Source organism: Acidovorax sp. SUPP950, assembly GCF_030158935.1.
Lineage (GTDB): Bacteria > Pseudomonadota > Gammaproteobacteria > Burkholderiales > Burkholderiaceae_C > Paracidovorax.
This window is the reverse complement of sequence record NZ_BQXE01000001.1, coordinates 1,617,103-1,633,678: the sequence shown is the minus strand read 5'-3', so window position 1 is coordinate 1,633,678 and position 16,576 is coordinate 1,617,103. Positions and strand designations below refer to the sequence as shown.

The 16,576-nt window shown below is 68.7% G+C and carries 19 protein-coding genes; 8 read left to right on the top strand and 11 right to left on the bottom strand.

The window, feature by feature from the left end; translation table 11 throughout:
• Nucleotides 1-70: 70 nt before the first annotated feature.
• Nucleotides 71-718, bottom strand: coding sequence for a PepSY domain-containing protein (locus AVME950_RS07555; protein ID WP_284429311.1), 648 nt, complete (start codon nucleotides 716-718; stop codon nucleotides 71-73).
• Nucleotides 719-841: 123 nt separating this feature from the next.
• Between AVME950_RS07555 and AVME950_RS07550 the strand changes: the two genes are divergently transcribed.
• Genes AVME950_RS07550 through AVME950_RS07540 form a run of 3 tightly spaced genes read left to right on the top strand, consistent with a single transcriptional unit; the run spans nucleotide 842 to nucleotide 3,776 of the window.
• A complete protein-coding gene (locus AVME950_RS07550) occupies nucleotides 842-1,573 on the top strand; it encodes a PepSY domain-containing protein (protein WP_284429310.1) in 732 nt (243 codons plus the stop codon).
• Nucleotides 1,573-2,247 (top strand): response regulator transcription factor, encoded by a 675-nt coding sequence (locus AVME950_RS07545; RefSeq protein ID WP_284405448.1) that lies wholly within the window; start codon nucleotides 1,573-1,575, stop codon nucleotides 2,245-2,247. Before AVME950_RS07550 ends, AVME950_RS07545 begins: the two co-directional genes overlap by 1 nt.
• Nucleotides 2,247-3,776 carry a sensor histidine kinase gene (locus tag AVME950_RS07540; RefSeq protein WP_284429309.1) on the top strand — a complete coding sequence of 510 codons (1,530 nt, stop codon included), beginning with the start codon at nucleotides 2,247-2,249 and terminating at the stop codon, nucleotides 3,774-3,776. The genes AVME950_RS07545 and AVME950_RS07540 overlap by 1 nt, the downstream gene beginning before the upstream one ends.
• A gap of 52 nt (nucleotides 3,777-3,828) precedes the next feature.
• On the opposite strand, the gene AVME950_RS07535 is transcribed toward AVME950_RS07540, so the two are convergent.
• The 4 genes from AVME950_RS07535 to AVME950_RS07520 form a co-directional block, all read right to left on the bottom strand.
• Nucleotides 3,829-4,476, bottom strand: a complete 648-nt coding sequence (locus tag AVME950_RS07535; RefSeq protein WP_284393529.1) for a Smr/MutS family protein — start codon at nucleotides 4,474-4,476, stop codon at nucleotides 3,829-3,831.
• Nucleotides 4,477-4,575: 99 nt separating this feature from the next.
• Complete coding sequence (locus tag AVME950_RS07530) at nucleotides 4,576-4,977, bottom strand: cupin domain-containing protein (protein WP_284429308.1); 402 nt, start codon at nucleotides 4,975-4,977, stop codon at nucleotides 4,576-4,578.
• 43 nt (nucleotides 4,978-5,020) lie between these two features.
• Nucleotides 5,021-5,881 carry an AraC family transcriptional regulator gene (locus tag AVME950_RS07525; protein WP_284429307.1) on the bottom strand — a complete coding sequence of 287 codons (861 nt, stop codon included), beginning with the start codon at nucleotides 5,879-5,881 and terminating at the stop codon, nucleotides 5,021-5,023.
• Nucleotides 5,878-7,098 (bottom strand): esterase-like activity of phytase family protein, encoded by a 1,221-nt coding sequence (locus AVME950_RS07520; protein ID WP_284429306.1) that lies wholly within the window; start codon nucleotides 7,096-7,098, stop codon nucleotides 5,878-5,880. The genes AVME950_RS07525 and AVME950_RS07520 overlap by 4 nt, the downstream gene beginning before the upstream one ends.
• A 190-nt stretch (nucleotides 7,099-7,288) precedes the next feature.
• On the opposite strand from AVME950_RS07520, the gene AVME950_RS07515 reads away from it, so the two are divergent.
• Nucleotides 7,289-7,795 carry a hypothetical protein gene (locus AVME950_RS07515; protein ID WP_284429305.1) on the top strand — a complete coding sequence of 169 codons (507 nt, stop codon included), beginning with the start codon at nucleotides 7,289-7,291 and terminating at the stop codon, nucleotides 7,793-7,795.
• A 40-nt stretch (nucleotides 7,796-7,835) separates the two neighbouring features.
• On the opposite strand, the gene AVME950_RS07510 is transcribed toward AVME950_RS07515, so the two are convergent.
• From AVME950_RS07510 to radC, 4 genes are all read right to left on the bottom strand, one after another.
• The gene (locus AVME950_RS07510) at nucleotides 7,836-8,396 is read right to left on the bottom strand and encodes a hypothetical protein (protein WP_284429304.1); all 561 of its coding nucleotides are present in this window, start codon (nucleotides 8,394-8,396) and stop codon (nucleotides 7,836-7,838) included.
• Nucleotides 8,397-8,479: 83 nt separating this feature from the next.
• Nucleotides 8,480-8,977, bottom strand: a complete 498-nt coding sequence (locus AVME950_RS07505; RefSeq protein ID WP_284429303.1) for a hypothetical protein — start codon at nucleotides 8,975-8,977, stop codon at nucleotides 8,480-8,482.
• Nucleotides 8,978-9,001: 24 nt separating this feature from the next.
• Nucleotides 9,002-9,943 (bottom strand): hypothetical protein, encoded by a 942-nt coding sequence (locus AVME950_RS07500; protein WP_284429302.1) that lies wholly within the window; start codon nucleotides 9,941-9,943, stop codon nucleotides 9,002-9,004.
• A 181-nt stretch (nucleotides 9,944-10,124) separates the two neighbouring features.
• The gene (radC, locus tag AVME950_RS07495; RefSeq protein WP_284429301.1) at nucleotides 10,125-10,838 is read right to left on the bottom strand and encodes a RadC family protein; all 714 of its coding nucleotides are present in this window, start codon (nucleotides 10,836-10,838) and stop codon (nucleotides 10,125-10,127) included.
• A 94-nt stretch (nucleotides 10,839-10,932) separates the two neighbouring features.
• On the opposite strand from radC, the gene AVME950_RS07490 reads away from it, so the two are divergent.
• The 3 genes from AVME950_RS07490 (at nucleotide 10,933) to AVME950_RS07480 (ending at nucleotide 13,991) form a co-directional block, all read left to right on the top strand.
• Entirely contained in the window at nucleotides 10,933-11,421 is a 489-nt protein-coding gene (locus tag AVME950_RS07490; RefSeq protein WP_284408153.1) for an FKBP-type peptidyl-prolyl cis-trans isomerase, read from the top strand.
• Between the two features lie 4 nt (nucleotides 11,422-11,425).
• Nucleotides 11,426-12,421: a 4-hydroxy-3-methylbut-2-enyl diphosphate reductase gene (gene ispH, locus AVME950_RS07485; protein ID WP_284427615.1), complete on the top strand. Its 996-nt coding sequence runs from the start codon at nucleotides 11,426-11,428 to the stop codon at nucleotides 12,419-12,421.
• A gap of 247 nt (nucleotides 12,422-12,668) precedes the next feature.
• On the top strand, nucleotides 12,669-13,991 hold the full coding sequence (locus tag AVME950_RS07480; protein ID WP_272567714.1) for a hemolysin family protein: 1,323 nt from the start codon (nucleotides 12,669-12,671) through the stop codon (nucleotides 13,989-13,991).
• A gap of 138 nt (nucleotides 13,992-14,129) precedes the next feature.
• Here the strand turns inward: AVME950_RS07480 and AVME950_RS07475 are convergent, their stop codons facing one another.
• On the bottom strand, nucleotides 14,130-14,804 hold the full coding sequence (locus tag AVME950_RS07475) for a CBS domain-containing protein (protein ID WP_284429591.1): 675 nt from the start codon (nucleotides 14,802-14,804) through the stop codon (nucleotides 14,130-14,132).
• A 287-nt stretch (nucleotides 14,805-15,091) separates the two neighbouring features.
• Between AVME950_RS07475 and AVME950_RS07470 the strand changes: the two genes are divergently transcribed.
• Nucleotides 15,092-16,036, top strand: a complete 945-nt coding sequence (locus tag AVME950_RS07470) for a threonine/serine dehydratase (protein ID WP_284429300.1) — start codon at nucleotides 15,092-15,094, stop codon at nucleotides 16,034-16,036.
• A 30-nt stretch (nucleotides 16,037-16,066) separates the two neighbouring features.
• Here the strand turns inward: AVME950_RS07470 and AVME950_RS07465 are convergent, their stop codons facing one another.
• Entirely contained in the window at nucleotides 16,067-16,495 is a 429-nt protein-coding gene (locus tag AVME950_RS07465; protein WP_284405457.1) for a VOC family protein, read from the bottom strand.
• Nucleotides 16,496-16,576 lie beyond the last annotated feature (81 nt).

Here is a 16,576-nt window from a genome sequence, read left to right as displayed (position 1 = left end):
AAACGACCGGGCCCCGGCATGCACATGCATGCCGGGGCCCGGTGCTTTTTCCAGGGCCGTGCGGGCGCCTTTAGTCGTCCAGCCGTTCGCTGATCACCTTGCCGGTGGTGGGCTCCACGCGCAGTTCCATGTTCAGACCGGCCATGTTGGTGGCTTCGGCTTCCCAGTAGCCGTCTTCGTACTCGATGCCGCGCACGCGGGTGTAGCCGACCTGCTCCAGGGCCTGGCGCACCTGGTCGGCGCTCAGCACCGGCTGGTTGTTGACCGTGCCGCCGCTGCGGCCCACCTGGCTCAGCACCTCCAGCGTCACCGGGTGCAGCACGAACTCCACCTTCTCGCCCTGGTTGGCGGACTTGCGCGCCTTGGCTTCCCAGAAGCCGTCGTCCAGCTCCACGTCGTACACGAATTGGTAGCCCTTGGCGCGCAGCGCCTGAGATACCTGGTCCACACTGGGCAGCGTCTTGCCGATGTCGCTCTTGCGCACGGTGGTGAGGCTGCCGTCCGCGTCATTGACCAGCACGTCGACGCGCGCGCCGTCGAGGGCGACCGCGTCGGCAGACCAGTAGCCGTACCGCTTTTGCAGGTCTTGCGGCGCGACGTACTGGTGCTGGGTGATCACGTTGGCGGCTTCCTGGGCCGTCAGCGCCCAGGCCATGGAAGGCAGGGCGGATGCGGCGGCAGCGGCGGCGACGGCCAGGGTCAGAACGGTCTTTTTCATGGTGCTTTTCCTTTCGGTGTTGCAAGGTGGCGAGAACTGGGAGGCAGTGTGCGCAACCGCTGCTAAACCTTTCGTGAAGCGTCCGTTCACGTGCCGTTTAACGGTGCCGGCAATAATCCCGCGATGAAAAAATGGACCCGGAGCGTGCTTTTGCGTGCCGCCGTCGCGGCGGTGGCGCTCGCGTGCGTGCAGGCGCCCGCGGCCGAGCAGGACGCGGCGCGGCGCGGCGTGCTCAACGGCCAGCTCAAGCCCCTGAACAGCATCGTTGCGGACATCAGCCGCCAGTACGCGGGCCGCGTCATCGAGGTGGAAAGCAAGCGCGGGCGCAAGGGCGAGCCGCGCTACGAAATCACCCTCATCGACGGCCGGGGCAACAAGCAGGAAGTGCTGGTGGATGCCGCCACCGGCTCCGTGGTGGCGCAGGAGCGCGAGTGGCCCACGCAGCCCGTCCCGCTGGCGCAGATGGCCCGGTACGTCAAGCAGCTGGAGCAGCGGTACGGCGCGCGCGTCGTGAACGCCGAGTTCGAGCGCGATGCGCAGGGCAAGGCGGTCTACGAGGTCAAGCTGTCCGACAAGCCTGCCGTGGAGATGAAGCTGCTGATGGATGTGAACACGGGCGAGGTCCTGCATCGGCCGGAGGCGGCCGCTGCACCGGCGCCCCTGAAATCCATGGACGTGGTGCTGGAGTCGCTGCGCCCGCGCTTCTCGGGCCTGGTGCTGGAGGTGGAGCTGGAGAGCGACCACCGCCACCGCGCGTACTACAGCGTCGAGCTGCAGCAGCCCAACGGCTTCAAGCTGGAGCTGGAGGTCGACGCCGTGACCCTGGAAGTGACGCGGCGAAAGGCGGGTGACTGATGCGCATCCTGGTCGTGGAAGACGACGTCGCGCTCGCCGCGCAACTGCGCGCCGCGCTGGAGGCCGCGGGCTTTGCCGTGGATGTGGAGCATGACGGCGAAGCCGCCTCCTTCGCCGGCAGCGCCGAAGCCTACAGCGCGGCCGTGCTGGACCTGGGCCTGCCGCGCAAGGATGGCCTGAGCGTGCTGCACGACTGGCGCGGCGCGGGCCGCAACTGGCCGGTGCTGGTGCTCACGGCCCGCAACCGCTGGAGCGACAAGGTCGCGGGATTCAACGCCGGAGCGGACGACTATCTCACCAAGCCGTTCCTGATGGACGAAGTGGTGCTGCGCCTGCGGGCCATGCTGCGCCGCACGGCCGGGTCGGCCGCCGCCGTGCTGCAGGCCGGGCCGCTGGAGTACGACGTGGTGCGGGGCCGCTTCTCGCTGCAGGGCCAGAGCCTGCAGCTCACCGCGCAGGAGCACAAGATCCTGGCCTACTTCATGCACCACCCGGGCAAGCTGCTCACGCGCAGCGACATCGGCGAACACGTGTACGCGCGTGACCTCGACCCGGACTCCAACACCATCGACGTGCTGATCGGCCGCATCCGCCGCAAGCTCGGCGGCGCGCCGCAACTGGTCACCGAACGCGGCCAGGGCTTTCGCCTGCTGCTGCCCGAGGTGCCGGGCTGATGGGCTCGCCAGGCCCGGCGATGGCGCCCGGCGGCATCGACCCGCTGCCTGCACCGGACACGCCGCCCGCGCCGGCCTCGCCGGCCCCGCCGGCGCGCGGTCTCTCCGCATGGGCGCTGGCACTGGCCCAGTGGCCCATGGCCACGCGCATCGCGTTGCTCGCACTGGTCCCCATGCTGCTCCTGGTGGCCTCCGGGGGCCTGTGGCTGCGCGGGCAGATGCACCAGAGCCTGCTGGGGGGCTTCGAGCAGGTGCTGCGCGAGAAGGCCCAGCGCGTGGGCGTGCGGCTGCAGCAGGGTCCCAATGGCGAACTGCGCGAAGCCACCGGGGGGGCGGACGAATTCAGCGCCATCTACGCCGGGTGGTACTGGCGCGCCCAGGCGGGTGGCCAGGTGCTGCGTTCGCGCTCGCTGTGGGACATGGACCGCCTGCCCACCGCCCCCGAGCCTGTGCGGGGCTCGGCCCTGCTGCACCTGGCGACCGGGCCGCTGCAGGAGCCGCTGCTGTCGCTGACGCTGCCGATCCCCCTGGGCCAGCCGCCCACCCCGGTGGCGCTCACGGTCTACGGCCCCGCCGCCCAGTTGCAGACCAGCATGCGCCAGATCGACCACACCCTGGTGGTGGCCGGGCTGGTGCTGATGGTGCTCGCCGGGGGCCTGGCCTGGCTGCAGGTGCGGGTGGGGCTGGCGCCGCTTCGGCGCCTCGAAGCGCTGCTGGCCGCCCTGCGCGCGCCGCAGGGCGACGGGCCCGATGTGGCCGCGCACCTGGCCGCGCCCACGGGGCGCGACCTGCAGCCCCTTCAGAGCGAGCTGGCCGGCCTGCTGGCGCACAACGCGCACGTCGTGGCCCGCGCCCGCGCCCACGCGGTGGACCTCAACCACGCCCTCAAGAAACCCCTGGCCCTGCTCAGTGCCCAGGCCAGCGCGCGCCCCCAGGTGCCCAGCGGCGAGGTGCGCCAGCAGGTCGAGGCGATGGCCCAGCTGGTGGACCGCTACCAGGCCCGCACCTTGAGCGATGCGCTGCACGCCCACCCCGGCGCCGCGGGGCAAGCGGTGGACGTGCGCGACTGCCTGTCGCAGGTCGTGCGGATGATGCAACGCCTGCATGCCGCGCAGGAATTGGACTGGGCGCTGGACGACCGCACCGCGGGCCGCCTGCTGTGGCGCGGCGAGCAGGCCGACCTGCAGGAGGTGCTGGGCAACCTGCTGGACAACGCAGGCAAGTGGGCCGCCTCGCGGGTGCGGCTGACCCTGTCGCGGCAGGAGGGCGCCGATCGCCCGGGCCTGCGCCTGGACATCGAAGACGATGGCCCCGGCATGACCGCCGAGCAGCTGCAGTCTGCCGGGCAGCGCGGCGTGCGGTTCGACGAATCCGTGCAGGGCAGCGGGCTGGGCCTGGCCATCGCGAGCCAGATCGCCCAGGCCTACGGCGGGCAGTTGCAGCTGGACAAAAGCGAGGCCCTTCGGGGCCTGCGCGTGCGGCTGGAGCTGCGGGGGCTGGTGCGGGCAGAGCACCGTCCGGCGGGTTGACGCGGCCGCTGCGGTGGCGGTGGCAGGCAGTGCACCGCCCGCCCTTCAAAGCTCAATGCCGCTGCACCGGCTGCAGAAGCACCACCAGCGCCCCCGCGCCGCCCTCGGCCGGTCGGGCCTGCACGAAGGCCAGCACCTCTTTCTTTTGCACCAGCCAGCTTTGCACGCGGCCTTTCAGCACCGGCGTCTTGCCGGGCGAGCCCAGGCCCTTGCCGTGCACCACGCGCACGCAGCGCAGGCCGGTGCGGTGCGCCAGTCGGATGAACTCGCCCAACGCCTCGCGGGCCTCGTCGGTGCGCAGGCCGTGCAGGTCCAGCTGCCGCTGGATGCTCCAGTGGCCTGCGCGCAGGCGGCGCGTCACCTCGGGGCCGATGCCGCTGCGGCGGTAGCTCATCTGGTCGTCCACGTCCAGCAAGGTCGTCACGTCGAACTCGTCGCTGATGGACTCCATCAGCACGCGTTCTTCGTCCAGCTCGCGCTGCACGGGCAGCGGCTCCACCGGCTCGGGCAGGTGCCAGCGCCGGTCGTGCTGCCCGCGCAGGGCCTGCACCGGGCCCACCGCGGTCTCGAACAGCATCAGCTCGGCGCGTGCGCGGCGCGCGGCCTCCAGCCGCTCGCGCTGCAGCCGCGCCTCGCGCTCGGCCGCCTCCGCCAGGGCCTGGCGCAGTGGCTGGAGATCCTGGAAGGACTTCACTTTCATGCGCCGGTTGTACCCGAAGTGCGGCCGCCGCCCCGGCGTGGGCGGCAGTGCCCCGGGATCGCCGCGGGCCATGCCGCACCGGCGCCGGGGCCGGACCCGTTACACCCACCGATCGTTCGGTGCGGTGCGCTCGCCCCCGCTGTCGCCCGTGTTCACCACGCCGCGCGGCTCCACCAGCAGCAGCCAGACCTCGCCCAGCGCGCAGGGCCGGTGCTCGGTGTCCCGGGGCACGACGAACATCTCGCCGGAACTCAGCTCCACGTCGCCGTCGCGCAGCTCGATGCGCAGCCGCCCCTGCACCACGATGAACGCCTCGTCGGTGTCCGCGTGGCGGTGCCAGATGAATTCGCCGTCGATGCGTGCCAGCTTGAACTGGTAGCCGTTCATCTCGGCGACCACGCGGGGCTGCCACAGCGCATCGATCAGTGAGAACTTGTGCGCGAAATTGATCGGCGCATGGCCGGCGCGGGCCGGTGGCGTGGGGGTGTGGGCGTGTTGCATGCGGGGCGCTTTCTGTCAATGGAAAGCGCCCAGGTTAGGCAACTCAGGTCCCCGCGTCTTGCACGATCGTGCACGCGGGGGCCGGGCCGGCCTGCATGCGCAGCCAGCGGGCCGGCGGCACGCCGAAGGCCTGGGTGAACCGCCGCGTCATGTGGCTCTGGTCGAAAAAGCCCGCCGCATCGGCCGCCTGCGCCGCGCCCAGGCCCTGGCGCATCAGCGTGCGCGCCAGGTCCAGGCGCCGCAGCGTCAGGTAGCGGTAGGGGCTGGTGCCGAACAGCGCCCGGAAGTCGCGCGACAGGCGCCAGCGGTCCTGGCCGCTGGCGCGCTCCAGGTCGGCCAGCGTCACCGGGCTCGCGGCGTGCAGGTGGTCGTGCAGGAACTGGCGCGCACGCTCGGCGGCGGCCCCATCGCACACCCGCCGGCCACCCGGCATGCCGGCCGCCGCGCACAGGCCCTGGGCCAGGTCGAACAGCGCGTCCTGCTCCTGCAGCGGGTCGAGCGGGCCGTCCATGCGCTGCAGCAGCGTCTGGATGGGCGCCGCGAGCCGCGGGTCGTCGCTGATGCCGCCGGCCACGAAGGGCAGCGGCCGCCCGCCCAGCATGGGCTGCAGCAGCGCGGGCGGCAAATACACCATGCGGTAGCGAAAGCCGTCGCCCGTGCCGGCATGGCCGTCGTGCAGCTCATCGGAGTGCAGCACGATGCTTTGCCCCGGCAGGCTGTGGCGGCCCGCGCGCTGGTAGCGAAAACTCTGCACGCCCGCCAGCGTGCGGCCGAGGGCATACGTGTCGTGCCGGTGCGGCGCATACCCGTGGCCCTGGAAGTACGCCTCGATGCAGGGCATGCGGTCCGCGTCGCCCGCCTGCACCACCCAATCCCGGCGCGTGGGCAGCCCGTTGGCGGTCATGGCGCTGGCATTGCCGATGGCACCGCCGCCGGGCCCCGGTATTCCACCGCGATGAACTGCGTGGCCTGCGCGGGGTTGAAGTTGTCGTCGCTCACGAACACGATCACCCGCCCGCCCCCGGCCAGCGGCGGGCCCCAGGCCATGCCCTCCAGGTTGTCCAGCGGGCCCGCGCCCAGGTGGTCCAGGTCGGCCACCAGCGTCTTCGGCACGGCGGTGTGGTTGCTGTGCGCGCCCTGGGTATCCAGCGCGTCCAGCGCGAGCGTGTCACTGCCCGCGCGCGTGTCGATGCGGTACAGCCGCGCGGAAAAGCCCGCCCCCGCGCTGTAGCTGCGCTCCAGCACCAGCAGGTGGTGCGGCCCGTCCGCGAGCACCTCGCTCACCCCGTTCAGCTGCGGGCCCCACGGGATGCGCCGGGCGTGCGACACCGCGTCCGGCACATAGGCGATCTGCCGCAATGGCCGGCCGCTCGCCACGTCCATCGCCGTGATGCGCAGCGGCCCGCCCGGGGCCTCGGGCGTGGGGCGCGGGCCGTCCTGGACCCAGGCCGTTTCCATGGCCAGCCAGGCCGTGCGGCCGTCCGGCGACAGCGCCAGCCCTTCCAGCGTCGCGTTGGCGCGCGGCCCGCGCCGGAAGTCGGGCACACGCCCGAACGCCGTGGGCAAGGGCAGTTCGCGCACCCACGCGCCATCGGCCCGGTGTTCGCGCCACTGCGGGCCGAAGCCGCGCGCGAAGTCGCCCTCGCTGGTCCACAAAAAAGTGTGCCCGCCCGGCAGCCAGCGCACCGCTTCGGCATCGGGCACGTCCACATCGGGCGCGGCGTGCCTCGGCGCAGGGTAGGGCACGCCACTGGCCTGGCGCAGCGGTGCGGTGCCGGTGATCGCGGGGGTCTCCAGGTGCGTGGCGGTGTAGTGCAGCGTGGCGGTGTAGATGCGCGCCGGCTGCAGGGCCGAGCGGTCGTCGCTGATGAGCAGCCAGCGGTCGTGCGCCGGGTCGTAGTCGATGCCCGAGATGCCGCCGAAGGTCGTGCCCAGCACCTCGGTGCCGGGGGCGATGGCGGCGGTGCCGATCAGGCGCAGCGCGGCCGGCGCGGTGGCTTCCGGCTCAAGGCCCTGCCGCGCGCCCGTGCAGGCCACCACCAGCACGGCCGATCCCGCAAGGCCGGCAACCCACCCTCCCCAAGGGCGTTTTCTCGAAGGCTTCCGGCGGGTGTCTGGCATGGCGCGCAGTGTAGGTGCGCCGGGGGCAGGCCCGGCTGCGAGCCCATTCATCGCAGGCACTTGCCGGCAAAAAAGGGCGCCAAAAAACCACCATTTAAAACAGAACATGATGGTACAGTTATGGCCGGTGTCTGGCTTTGGCTGGGCCCCAGCGAGCCTTTTCCTCCATCCCACAACCGACCCATTGGCCATGAACACCTCCCTCAAAACCTTGTCTCTCCTGTCCACCCTGCTGGCCGCCGCCGCGCTGTTGTCCGCGTGCGGCGGGGGCAGCGATTCCCTGGACGAACGCGCGGCGTCGCTCACCGTGACCAATGCCTCGGTCAGCGGCCTGGACGGCTCGTACGGCAACGGAAACATCAACGCCAGCGAGGTCACCAAAATTGCCGCCACCGGCACGGCCCCCGAGCTGTGCAGCTTCACCTTCGACGGCGCCGACCGGGTGGGTGGCGACGGCACCGCCTCCGGCACGGTGCGCTACGCCACCAATGCCGACTCGCTCTACCGGCTGGTCCTGAACGTGCGCGGCCGCGAGTTCGCCACTGCCAGCGGCGATGGTGACGACACCGACGTGCACCACAGCCGCGACTACCTCGAGATCGTCAACAAGCGGGCGACGGCCACGGACGGCACGGGTGACACGCTGCGCGTGACCGGGCTGCTCACGCTGCGCGGAAACCGGCCGGCGGGGTGCTGAGCGGAGGAGGCGGTCGCTCGCCCGCAGGTGTGTTCCTTGGCTATCTGGAAGCGCCAGGAGTGACGGCCGAGCGGGCCTGTTCCTTGACCCATTCGATGGTCTGGCCTTTGACGCACCACTGCGTGTCGAGCACCCAGTCGTTGGACCACTTGTTGGGGTTGCCCCGCAGGATGTTGCAGGGGTAGTAGCCCAGGCTGGGCATGAAGAAATGTTGGGCGATGCCCGTGATGAGAACCAGCCACATGCCAACGAATCCGCCCAGCATCACGATGATCATGGCTTGTTCGACCGGCTTGACGATGCGTTCATTCAAGGGAATGGCGCGCATGCCGCCAACGATCATCCCCAGAATCAATAACGCTGCCAAGAACGGGCTCACTAGCATGCCCGGTGCGAATTGCACTGCAGGCGCACGGTGTGTGATGTCTACGATGGTGGGCACCATGATTTCTGTAGTCATCCAGAAGCAGCCTGCAATCGCCGCCGAAAAAAGAGTAATGATCCAAAGCAACCCCTTGCGGAGTTTTTTAACGGCGAACATTGTTGGATCGATGGTGCGCACGTCGCGCGCACGCTTTCGGCGTGGTCGTGTACCGGACATGAATCGTTCTCCAGCGCAATCAATATGCTGGCATGATGCTATTTAATTAATAGCAAAAAGGTGGAGTGTTGCAGTGATCGTCTCTATGGCGTGCCGGGATGACGGGCTATGCGCGCTTGCTCGTTCACCCACTCCAGGCTCTTGCCTTTGACGCACCAAGCAGGATCGCGCACCCAGTCGGTAAACCACATCGTGGGGTGGCCCTGTAATTCCGAACATATTGAGTAACCGATGCTGGGCATGTAGAAGCGCTGGGCCACTGATGTCACAGGAATCAGCACCATTGCGACGATGCCAGCAAAGGCCGCTGCATTGAAGGCTCGTTCAAATCCTTTGATTAGGGCCTCGCGGCAGGGAACGGCTCTCAGTCCTCCCACCATGATGCTGAGCAAACAAAACATAACGACGAAAGGCGCTAACTGCGCGGCTGGCGCAATTCTGACCACCATGGCTTTAACAGCGATGCCCTGAACCATTGGCACAACGGCTGTAAACACCAGCCAAAGAGAGGTCGCCGCAATGCCCAAACTTAGTGGAATACCCCACATTGCTGTCCGACGGATTTGTTGGATGTTCTGCATGCTTCTTCAAAGTGCGGGCGGTGCTTAATAGCGAATGCAATTGATACGACATAGCCAATCTCTCAGACCTTTGTCGATGGCTCTGCCTGTGTCGATTTTCTTTTTCTCGGCGGTATTGCGTAAATCGTCTTGCCAGGACTGAGCCTTGGTGTCGATGTAGTAAATGCCTTGAGCAGTTTCTTCTGGGAGCATTTTCAACGCAGCGATGACTTTGCCTTTGATTCCATAGGTACTGTCAGCAACGTTCAGTGCAAGGCCCATTGCAAAAGCCACTGCCGCCATGAGGCCCAGCGGCAAAATAGCAACTGTGGTGACTGCAGCGCCGGTGACATATGCTGCGAAGCCATACGCCACCAATGCACCCAATCCGCCCTTCACAGCCTCCACCCCGATCCCGCCCACCAAGTCATACATGGTCTTCTCGTCGTTGAACATGAAGTCCATCACTTCGATGCCGGTGGACACCACCACACCCAGCATGAACCCGCCTTTGGCGATGCCCTGCAGGCTCTTCATGCCCAGGCCGAGTTGCAGCATCTTCGGGTGCGTCGCCAAGTAGCGCGTGCCTTGCAGCGCACTGCTGCGTTTGGCCGAGTAGCCTTTGATAATGATGTACGTGCCCGTTGCCGTGGTCTTGATGTAGGTCCCAATGCCGGCCATACCGATGGCGTTCAGCGTCTTGGTGATCGCCAGCACGTCGTTGGCCCCCTGCGCTACGGGCCCGACCCACGGCTCGCTGGCATTCGGGCTGAATTCTTTCTGCCAATACTGCCCGAACGTGGACTGCGACAGCATCTTGCGCAGGTTGAATTCCAGCGCGGCATTGCGCCTGGCCTTGTCCTGCAGGATGCTCAGGTACTGGCCCTGCGTCAGCACCAGCACGTCCACCTGGTTCCTGTCCATGGACTGGGCCAGGGTCTGTCCGTAGCCGACGTTGAAGAACGTGGCCGCGAGTTCTGCGCTCATTCAATCCCCCCTTCGAAATCGCGTTTTTATTGGGGGCGAATGCTAATCGGAAAAAGCGAAAAAGTGACTTTCGAGCAATTGAATTGATTAACCAATTGTTAATCAATCGGCAATGCTGCGCGGCGAGGGGGCTGGAGTCGGCAGGCAGGCCGCCACTCCGGCAGCCCAGCCCGCGAGGGTCCTACAGCAGCCCGGATTCGGCCATCGACAGCGCGTTGCCGGGCGCCACGATCACGTGGTCGAGCACGCGCACGTCCACCAGCGCCAGGGCGTTCGTGAGGGTCTTGGTGAGGTTTTCATCCGCGCGGCTGGGCTCCACGCTGCCGCTGGGGTGGTTGTGGGCCAGCACCACGGCGGCGGCGTGGTGGTGCAGGGCGCGCGTGACGACTTCGCGGGGGTACACGCTGGCATGGGTGAGCGTGCCGCGGAACATTTCGTCCAGGGCGATCATGCGGTTCTGGGCGTCCAGGAACATCACGGCAAAAACTTCGTAGCCTTTTTTTGCCAGATGCAGTTGCAAGTAGTGCTTCACAGCCGTGGGGGACTCGAACGCCTCACGCTCGCTCAGTTGTTCCGCGAGCGCCCGCCTTGCCAGCTCCAACACGGCCACCAGTTCGGCCCGTTTGGCAGGGCCGAGGCCCTTGATGCGCCGCAGGTCATCGGCGCTGGTGTGCAGCAGCCCGCTGATGCCGCTGAAGCCTCCGGTGGGTTTGCCCGTTGCCGAATCCACGGTGGTGGGTGCCAGCAGCTCGCACGCCATCTCCATCACCCCTTTGCCGGCGATGCCCGTGCGCAGCAAGATCGCCAGCAGTTCCGCATCCGACAGCGCGGCAGGGCCTCGCTGCAGCAGCCGTTCACGGGGCCGGGCGTCGGCAGGCATGGTTTTCATGAGCATGGTGCGGCAGGTCCGGTAAGGGCGGCGGCATGGCCGCGCGCGGGGCAGGGAATGGGCGGGTTTCTACAATGGCGGCCAGTTTATCGGGACTCTCATGACCACCCTCGCCCCCACCTCCCTCGTTGCCTCTCCCGCCGCCGCTCCCACCGTGCAGGCCGGTTCCTTCCTGACCCTGCACTACCGTCTGGCCGGCCCGGCGGGCGACGTGATCAACACCTTCGGCGACAAGCCGGCCACCCTGTCGCTGGGCGCGGGCGAGTTGTCCCCCGCCATGGAGCAGTGCCTGATCGGCCTGCCCGAGGGCACCCGCACCACGTTCACCCTGCCCGCGGGCGAGGCCTTCGGCGACCGCAACCCCGACATGCAGCAGTGGGTGGCGCGCAAGCTGCTGGCCGAGCTGGGCGATCCCGACGAGCGCTACACGGTGGGCGACGTGGTGCAGTTCCCCACGCCGGACGGCCTGGGCAGCTACGCGGGCGTGGTGCTGGCGGTGCGCGAGGACGGCGCGGTGCGCTTCGACTTCAACCACCCGCTGGCGGGGCAGCCGGTCACCTTCGAGGTGCAGCTCATCGGGGTGCTCTGACGCCATGCAAAAACCCCAGGAAATCGTTCTGGCCGAGCCGCGCGGCTTTTGCGCGGGCGTGGATCGCGCGATCGAGATCGTCGAGCGCGCGCTGCAGAAGTTCGGCGCGCCCATCTACGTGCGCCACGAGATCGTGCACAACACCTACGTGGTGAACGACCTCAAGGCCAAGGGCGCGATCTTCATCGAGGACCTGGCCGATGTGCCGCCGGGCTCCACGCTGGTGTTCTCGGCCCACGGCGTGAGCAAGGCGGTGCAGACCGAGGCGGCCGAGCGCGGCTTCAGCGTGTTCGATGCGACCTGCCCGCTGGTGACCAAGGTGCACGTGGAGGTCGCCAAGCTGGCCAAGGAGGGCTACGAGTTCATCATGATCGGCCACAAGGGCCACCCCGAGGTGGAGGGAACCATGGGCCAGCTGGACCATGGCATCCACTTGGTGGAGGACGTGCAGGACGTGGCCCGCGTGCAGCCCGGGCAGACGGCCAAGCTGGCGGTGGTGACGCAGACCACGCTGTCGGTGGACGACGCGGCCGAGATCAGCGCGGCGGTGCGCGCGCGGTTCCCGAGCGTGCGCGAGCCCAAGCAGCAGGACATCTGCTACGCCACGCAGAACCGGCAGGACGCGGTCAAGGTGCTGAGCCCGCAGGTGGACCTGGTGATCGTGGTGGGCAGCCCCACCAGCTCCAACAGCAACCGGCTGCGCGAGCTGGCGGCGCGCCTGGGCACGCGGGCCTACATGGTGGACAGCGCCGAGGAGCTGCGCGCCGAATGGTTCGAGGGCGTGGCCCGCGTGGGGCTGACGGCCGGCGCCTCGGCCCCCGAGATCCTGGTGCGCCAGGTGATCGACCGCATCAAGGCGCTGGGCGCCGTGTCGGTGCGCAAGATGGACGGCATCGAGGAGACGGTGAAATTCCCGCTGCCCAAGGGCCTGCGCATCGATGCGGCCACGGGGCTGGCGATCACCGAGCGCACGCCGGAGACGGGCCCCGCAGGGCATTGAAATCGTTGGGCTGCCAATTTGCTATTAATTTAATAGCTATATGCCCTAGTGCTTATTGCGCTGGAGGCCATTTCGATGCTTGGTCTCTGGCGCCTGCCACGGGCCCTGTTCCGGCAGGGACAGGGCGCAAATACCACGCTGGCGCCCCAATGTCCCTACGCGGGCGGCCCTTATGACCCCACGGCGGGTGTGACTTCTTACAATTTGCGGTTGATTCACTCTGAGGGAACCCATCCGTTCCCTGTCTATGGAAATAGCAATACTGTTCGCCCTCATCCTGCTCAATGGCCTGTTTGCCATGTCGGAACTGGCGCTGGTCACGGCGCGCAAGACCCGGCTCCAGAAGCTGATCGATGAGGGCGATAGCGGCGCGGTCGCTGCCGTCAAGCTGGGCGAAGACCCGACCCGATTCCTCTCCACCATCCAGATCGGCATCACCTCCATCGGTGTGCTGAACGGTATCGTCGGCGAAGCCGCGCTGGCCCAGCCCCTGGGCGAATGGCTGCGCACGCTGGGGCTGGAGGCCAAATACGCCAGCTACCTGGCCACCGGCCTGGTGGTGATGCTCATCACCTACTTCTCCATCGTCGTGGGCGAACTCGTGCCCAAGCGCCTGGGCCAGAGCCATCCGGAAGTCATCGCCCGCCTGGTGGCCCGCCCGATCAACTGGCTGGCCATCGCCACCAAGCCGTTCGTGAAGCTGCTGTCCATGTCCACGCAGGGCCTGCTGCGCCTGCTGGGCGTGAAGGAGAACAACGCCAGCGCGGTGACCGAGGCCGAGATCCACGCGGTGCTGGCCGAAGGCACGAGCGCCGGCGTGATCGAGTCGCACGAGCACCAGATGGTGCGCAACGTGTTCCGCCTAGACGACCGCCAGATCGGCTCGCTGATGGTGCCGCGCGCCGATGTGGCGGTGCTGGACGTGGAGGACTCGTTCGAAGAGAACCTCAAATGCATCGAAGAGTCGGACCACGCGCGCTTTCCCGTGGTGCGGGGCGGCATGGAGAACGTGCTGGGCGTGCTGAACGCCCGCCAGTGGCTGTCGCGCTCGCTGCGCGAGCAGGCGCGCGACCTGGCCACGCAGCCGCTGCAGACGGCGCTGTACGTGCCCGAGACGATCACCGGCATGGAGCTGCTGGACAACTTCCGCCAGTCCGACCTGCACATGGCGTTCGTGATCGACGAATACGGCGAAGTGCAGGGCATCGTCACGCTGCAGGATTTGATCGAGGCCATCACGGGCGAATTCCACGCCCGCGACCCCGAAACCTCCTGGGCCGTGCAGCGCGAGGACGGCAGCTGGCTGCTGGACGGCCACATCCCCGTGCCCGAACTCAAGGACCGCCTGAACCTGGACGCCGTGCCCGAGGAAGACCGCGGCCGCTACCACACCCTTAGCGGCATGGTGATGCTGCTGACCGGCAAGCTGCCCCGCGTGACCGACACGGTGCAGTGGGAGGGCTGGCAGTTCGAGGTGGTGGACATGGACGGCAAGACCATCGACAAGGTGCTGGCGAGCCCGCTGCCCTCGGTGGAGATCGCCGAGCCCGAGGCGATTTCAGCCGAGTGATCCGCTGAGCGATTCGCCCAGCGGGGGCGCGGCCCGTGGCGCCAGCTGCGGGCTGACTCGATTCATCAAGAACCCGCGCGGCTGCCAGGCCCCGCGGGTTTTTTCATGCGCGGTGGCGGTGCTGCGCCGCGGGCCGCTTCAGCTCCAGAGGTCCAGGGGCGGGTCGGCCGCGACGGCGCGAAGGATGTCGGTGCGCGAGATGAAGCCGGTCATGGTGCCGGCCTCGTCGGTCACCGGCAGGCCGGGCAGGCCGGTGTCGAGCAGCACGCCCGCCACGCGGCGCAGTTCGGTGTCGGCGGCCACGGTGGGCACCGGGCTCACCATGATCTCGGAGACGGGCCGGCGCGCCAGGTCGATGGCCGCCTTCACGCTGCCGGGCTCGGGCAGCAGATCGAGCGGCGCCATGTCGGCGCGCAGCAGCAGCCCGACCACGTGGCCCGCGGCGTCGACCACGGGCGCCTGGGCGATGCGGTGCTCCGCCAGCGTGGCCCAGGCGTCGTTCACGCGGATGTCGGGCGGCACGGTGAGGGCGCCCACGGTCATCACGTCCTGCACGCGCGACAGCGGCTGGCGGGGCACCTGCGGACCCTGCTCGGTCTGCGCGTAGGCGCTCACGGCCTCCTGCGCGCGCAGGTTCACCGGGGCGGGGTCGGGGGCCGGCGCGGGGACCGGGGGGAACGGATCCGCCTCGGGGTCGGCGGAGCGGGTGCGCAGTGCCTGGGGCCGCTGCACCCGCCGCACGGGCGCCACCTGCGCCAGTTGCTCCGGCCCGCCGCGGTACATCTGGCCCGAAGGCCCGAACACATAGAACATCGCCATCTCCTGCCATGCCGCTGCACCGGCGTGCACACCGCCGTGCACGCCGCGATCGGCGGTCCATGGTATCGGCAGATGCTGGGGCCGCGGAAAGCCGGGGCATGGCGGGGGAGGGCGGCGGGCTTCGATGGCTTCACGTGGCGGGTATGTGGCGAGTGCGTGGCGGGCGCCTGGTGCGCTGCATACACTCGACGGTTTCGTGTGCCGCAAGCCCGTTGCCCGTCGTTCTTCGTGCGGGGCCGTGCGGGCACGGTCTTTCTTTTCGATTCGCCAAAGGCCCCCTCATGATCGATCGCTCCGCCATCTCCACTGCACACCAGCGCCTGGCCGCACAGGCCGGCTTTCTTCGTACCACCCCGCTGCTGCAGTTGAGCGGCAGCGCGCTGGGCGTGGACTGCGCGCAGGTGTGGCTCAAGCTGGAGCATCTGCAGGTGGGCGGCAGCTTCAAGGCCCGGGGCATGCTGTACCGCATGCTGGCCAATCCCGTGCCCGAGAGCGGCGTGATCATCGCCTCGGGCGGCAACGCGGGCATTGCCACGGCGGCCGCGGCGCGCGCGCTGGGCGTGCGCTGCGAGGTGTTCGTGCCCGAGATCTCGCCGGAGGCCAAGCGCGCCCGTCTGCGGGCACTGGGCGCCGAAGTGGTGGTAACCGGCGCCGCGTATTCCGAAGCGCTGCAGGCCTGCCTGGCGCGCCAGCAGGCCACCGGCGCGCTGCTCAACCATGCGTACGACCAGCCCGAAGTCGTGGCCGGTGCCGGCACGCTGGCGCTGGAGATGGAAAGCCAGGCGGGCGACCGGTTGCCCGACAGCGTGCTGGTGAGCGTGGGCGGCGGCGGGCTGATCGCCGGCGTGGCCGCGTGGTGCGACAGCCGCGCGCATGTGGTGGCGCTGGAGCCCGAGCGCGCGCCCACGCTGCACAGCGCCCGCGCGGCGGGCCGTCCGGTGGATGTGGAGGTGGGTGGCGTCGCCGCCGATTCGCTGGGCGCCCGCCGCATCGGCGACATCGCCTGGGAGGTGTCGCAGCGCCACGTGCATGCCGCGCTGCTGCTGCCCGACGAGGCCATCCGCAGCGCGCAGCAATGGATGTGGCGGGAGCTGAAGCTGGCGGTCGAGCCGGCGGCGGCGCTGGGCCTGGCCGCGCTGCAAAGCGGCGCCTACCGCCCGCGCGCCGACGAGACGGTCGGCCTGATCCTGTGCGGGGCCAATTTCGACCCCGCCACGCTGGCCTGAGCGGCGCCGTGCTGGGGCGCGCCTTGGCCTTCAGGCGGGCGGCTGCGCCCCGTCGCAGTTGACCATCCAGCCCACGCCGAACTTGTCCACCAGCGTGCCGAAGTGCGCGCCCCAGAACGTGACGGTGAAGGGCATGCCCACGTGCCCGCCCACGGCCAGGCTGTGGAAGATGCGCTCGCCGCGTTCGGCGCTGCCGGGGCAGTTGACCGACATCGAGAAGCCCGCGTGGCCTGCGAACGGCTGGCCTGGCATGCGGTCGCTGGCCATGAACCGGTGGCCGCCGGGCACTTCCAGGGTGGCATGCATGATCTTGTTGCGCCAGTGCGCGGGAAGCTGCTTTTCCAGCGGCGAGCCCTCGTAGCGGTGCACGGCGGTGAGGCGCCCTTCCAGGCACTGGGCGTAGAAATCCAGCGCTTGCTCGCAGTTGCCGTCGAAGAAAAGGTACGGTTCGATGTGCATGGAGTCCTCCCTGGGGCAGTGCGGTCCATCCTAAAACGGAAACTCCGGCGCGCCAACCCGGTAAGACGCCCTACTAAAATC

What these genes read in the sequence shown, in the direction of transcription:
- AVME950_RS07555 (WP_284429311.1), bottom strand. Translation starts at nt 718, where the DNA reads ATGAAAAAGACCGTTCTGACCCTGGCCGTCGCCGCCGCTGCCGCCGCA.
- AVME950_RS07550 (WP_284429310.1), top strand. Translation starts at nt 842, where the DNA reads ATGAAAAAATGGACCCGGAGCGTGCTTTTGCGTGCCGCCGTCGCGGCG.
- AVME950_RS07545 (WP_284405448.1), top strand. Translation starts at nt 1,573, where the DNA reads ATGCGCATCCTGGTCGTGGAAGACGACGTCGCGCTCGCCGCGCAACTG.
- AVME950_RS07540 (WP_284429309.1), top strand. Translation starts at nt 2,247, where the DNA reads ATGGGCTCGCCAGGCCCGGCGATGGCGCCCGGCGGCATCGACCCGCTG.
- AVME950_RS07535 (WP_284393529.1), bottom strand. Translation starts at nt 4,476, where the DNA reads ATGAAAGTGAAGTCCTTCCAGGATCTCCAGCCACTGCGCCAGGCCCTG.
- AVME950_RS07530 (WP_284429308.1), bottom strand. Translation starts at nt 4,977, where the DNA reads ATGCAACACGCCCACACCCCCACGCCACCGGCCCGCGCCGGCCATGCG.
- AVME950_RS07525 (WP_284429307.1), bottom strand. Translation starts at nt 5,881, where the DNA reads ATGACCGCCAACGGGCTGCCCACGCGCCGGGATTGGGTGGTGCAGGCG.
- AVME950_RS07520 (WP_284429306.1), bottom strand. Translation starts at nt 7,098, where the DNA reads ATGCCAGACACCCGCCGGAAGCCTTCGAGAAAACGCCCTTGGGGAGGG.
- AVME950_RS07515 (WP_284429305.1), top strand. Translation starts at nt 7,289, where the DNA reads ATGAACACCTCCCTCAAAACCTTGTCTCTCCTGTCCACCCTGCTGGCC.
- AVME950_RS07510 (WP_284429304.1), bottom strand. Translation starts at nt 8,396, where the DNA reads ATGTCCGGTACACGACCACGCCGAAAGCGTGCGCGCGACGTGCGCACC.
- AVME950_RS07505 (WP_284429303.1), bottom strand. Translation starts at nt 8,977, where the DNA reads ATGCAGAACATCCAACAAATCCGTCGGACAGCAATGTGGGGTATTCCA.
- AVME950_RS07500 (WP_284429302.1), bottom strand. Translation starts at nt 9,943, where the DNA reads ATGAGCGCAGAACTCGCGGCCACGTTCTTCAACGTCGGCTACGGACAG.
- radC (WP_284429301.1), bottom strand. Translation starts at nt 10,838, where the DNA reads ATGCTCATGAAAACCATGCCTGCCGACGCCCGGCCCCGTGAACGGCTG.
- AVME950_RS07490 (WP_284408153.1), top strand. Translation starts at nt 10,933, where the DNA reads ATGACCACCCTCGCCCCCACCTCCCTCGTTGCCTCTCCCGCCGCCGCT.
- ispH (WP_284427615.1), top strand. Translation starts at nt 11,426, where the DNA reads ATGCAAAAACCCCAGGAAATCGTTCTGGCCGAGCCGCGCGGCTTTTGC.
- AVME950_RS07480 (WP_272567714.1), top strand. Translation starts at nt 12,669, where the DNA reads ATGGAAATAGCAATACTGTTCGCCCTCATCCTGCTCAATGGCCTGTTT.
- AVME950_RS07475 (WP_284429591.1), bottom strand. Translation starts at nt 14,804, where the DNA reads ATGTTCTATGTGTTCGGGCCTTCGGGCCAGATGTACCGCGGCGGGCCG.
- AVME950_RS07470 (WP_284429300.1), top strand. Translation starts at nt 15,092, where the DNA reads ATGATCGATCGCTCCGCCATCTCCACTGCACACCAGCGCCTGGCCGCA.
- AVME950_RS07465 (WP_284405457.1), bottom strand. Translation starts at nt 16,495, where the DNA reads ATGCACATCGAACCGTACCTTTTCTTCGACGGCAACTGCGAGCAAGCG.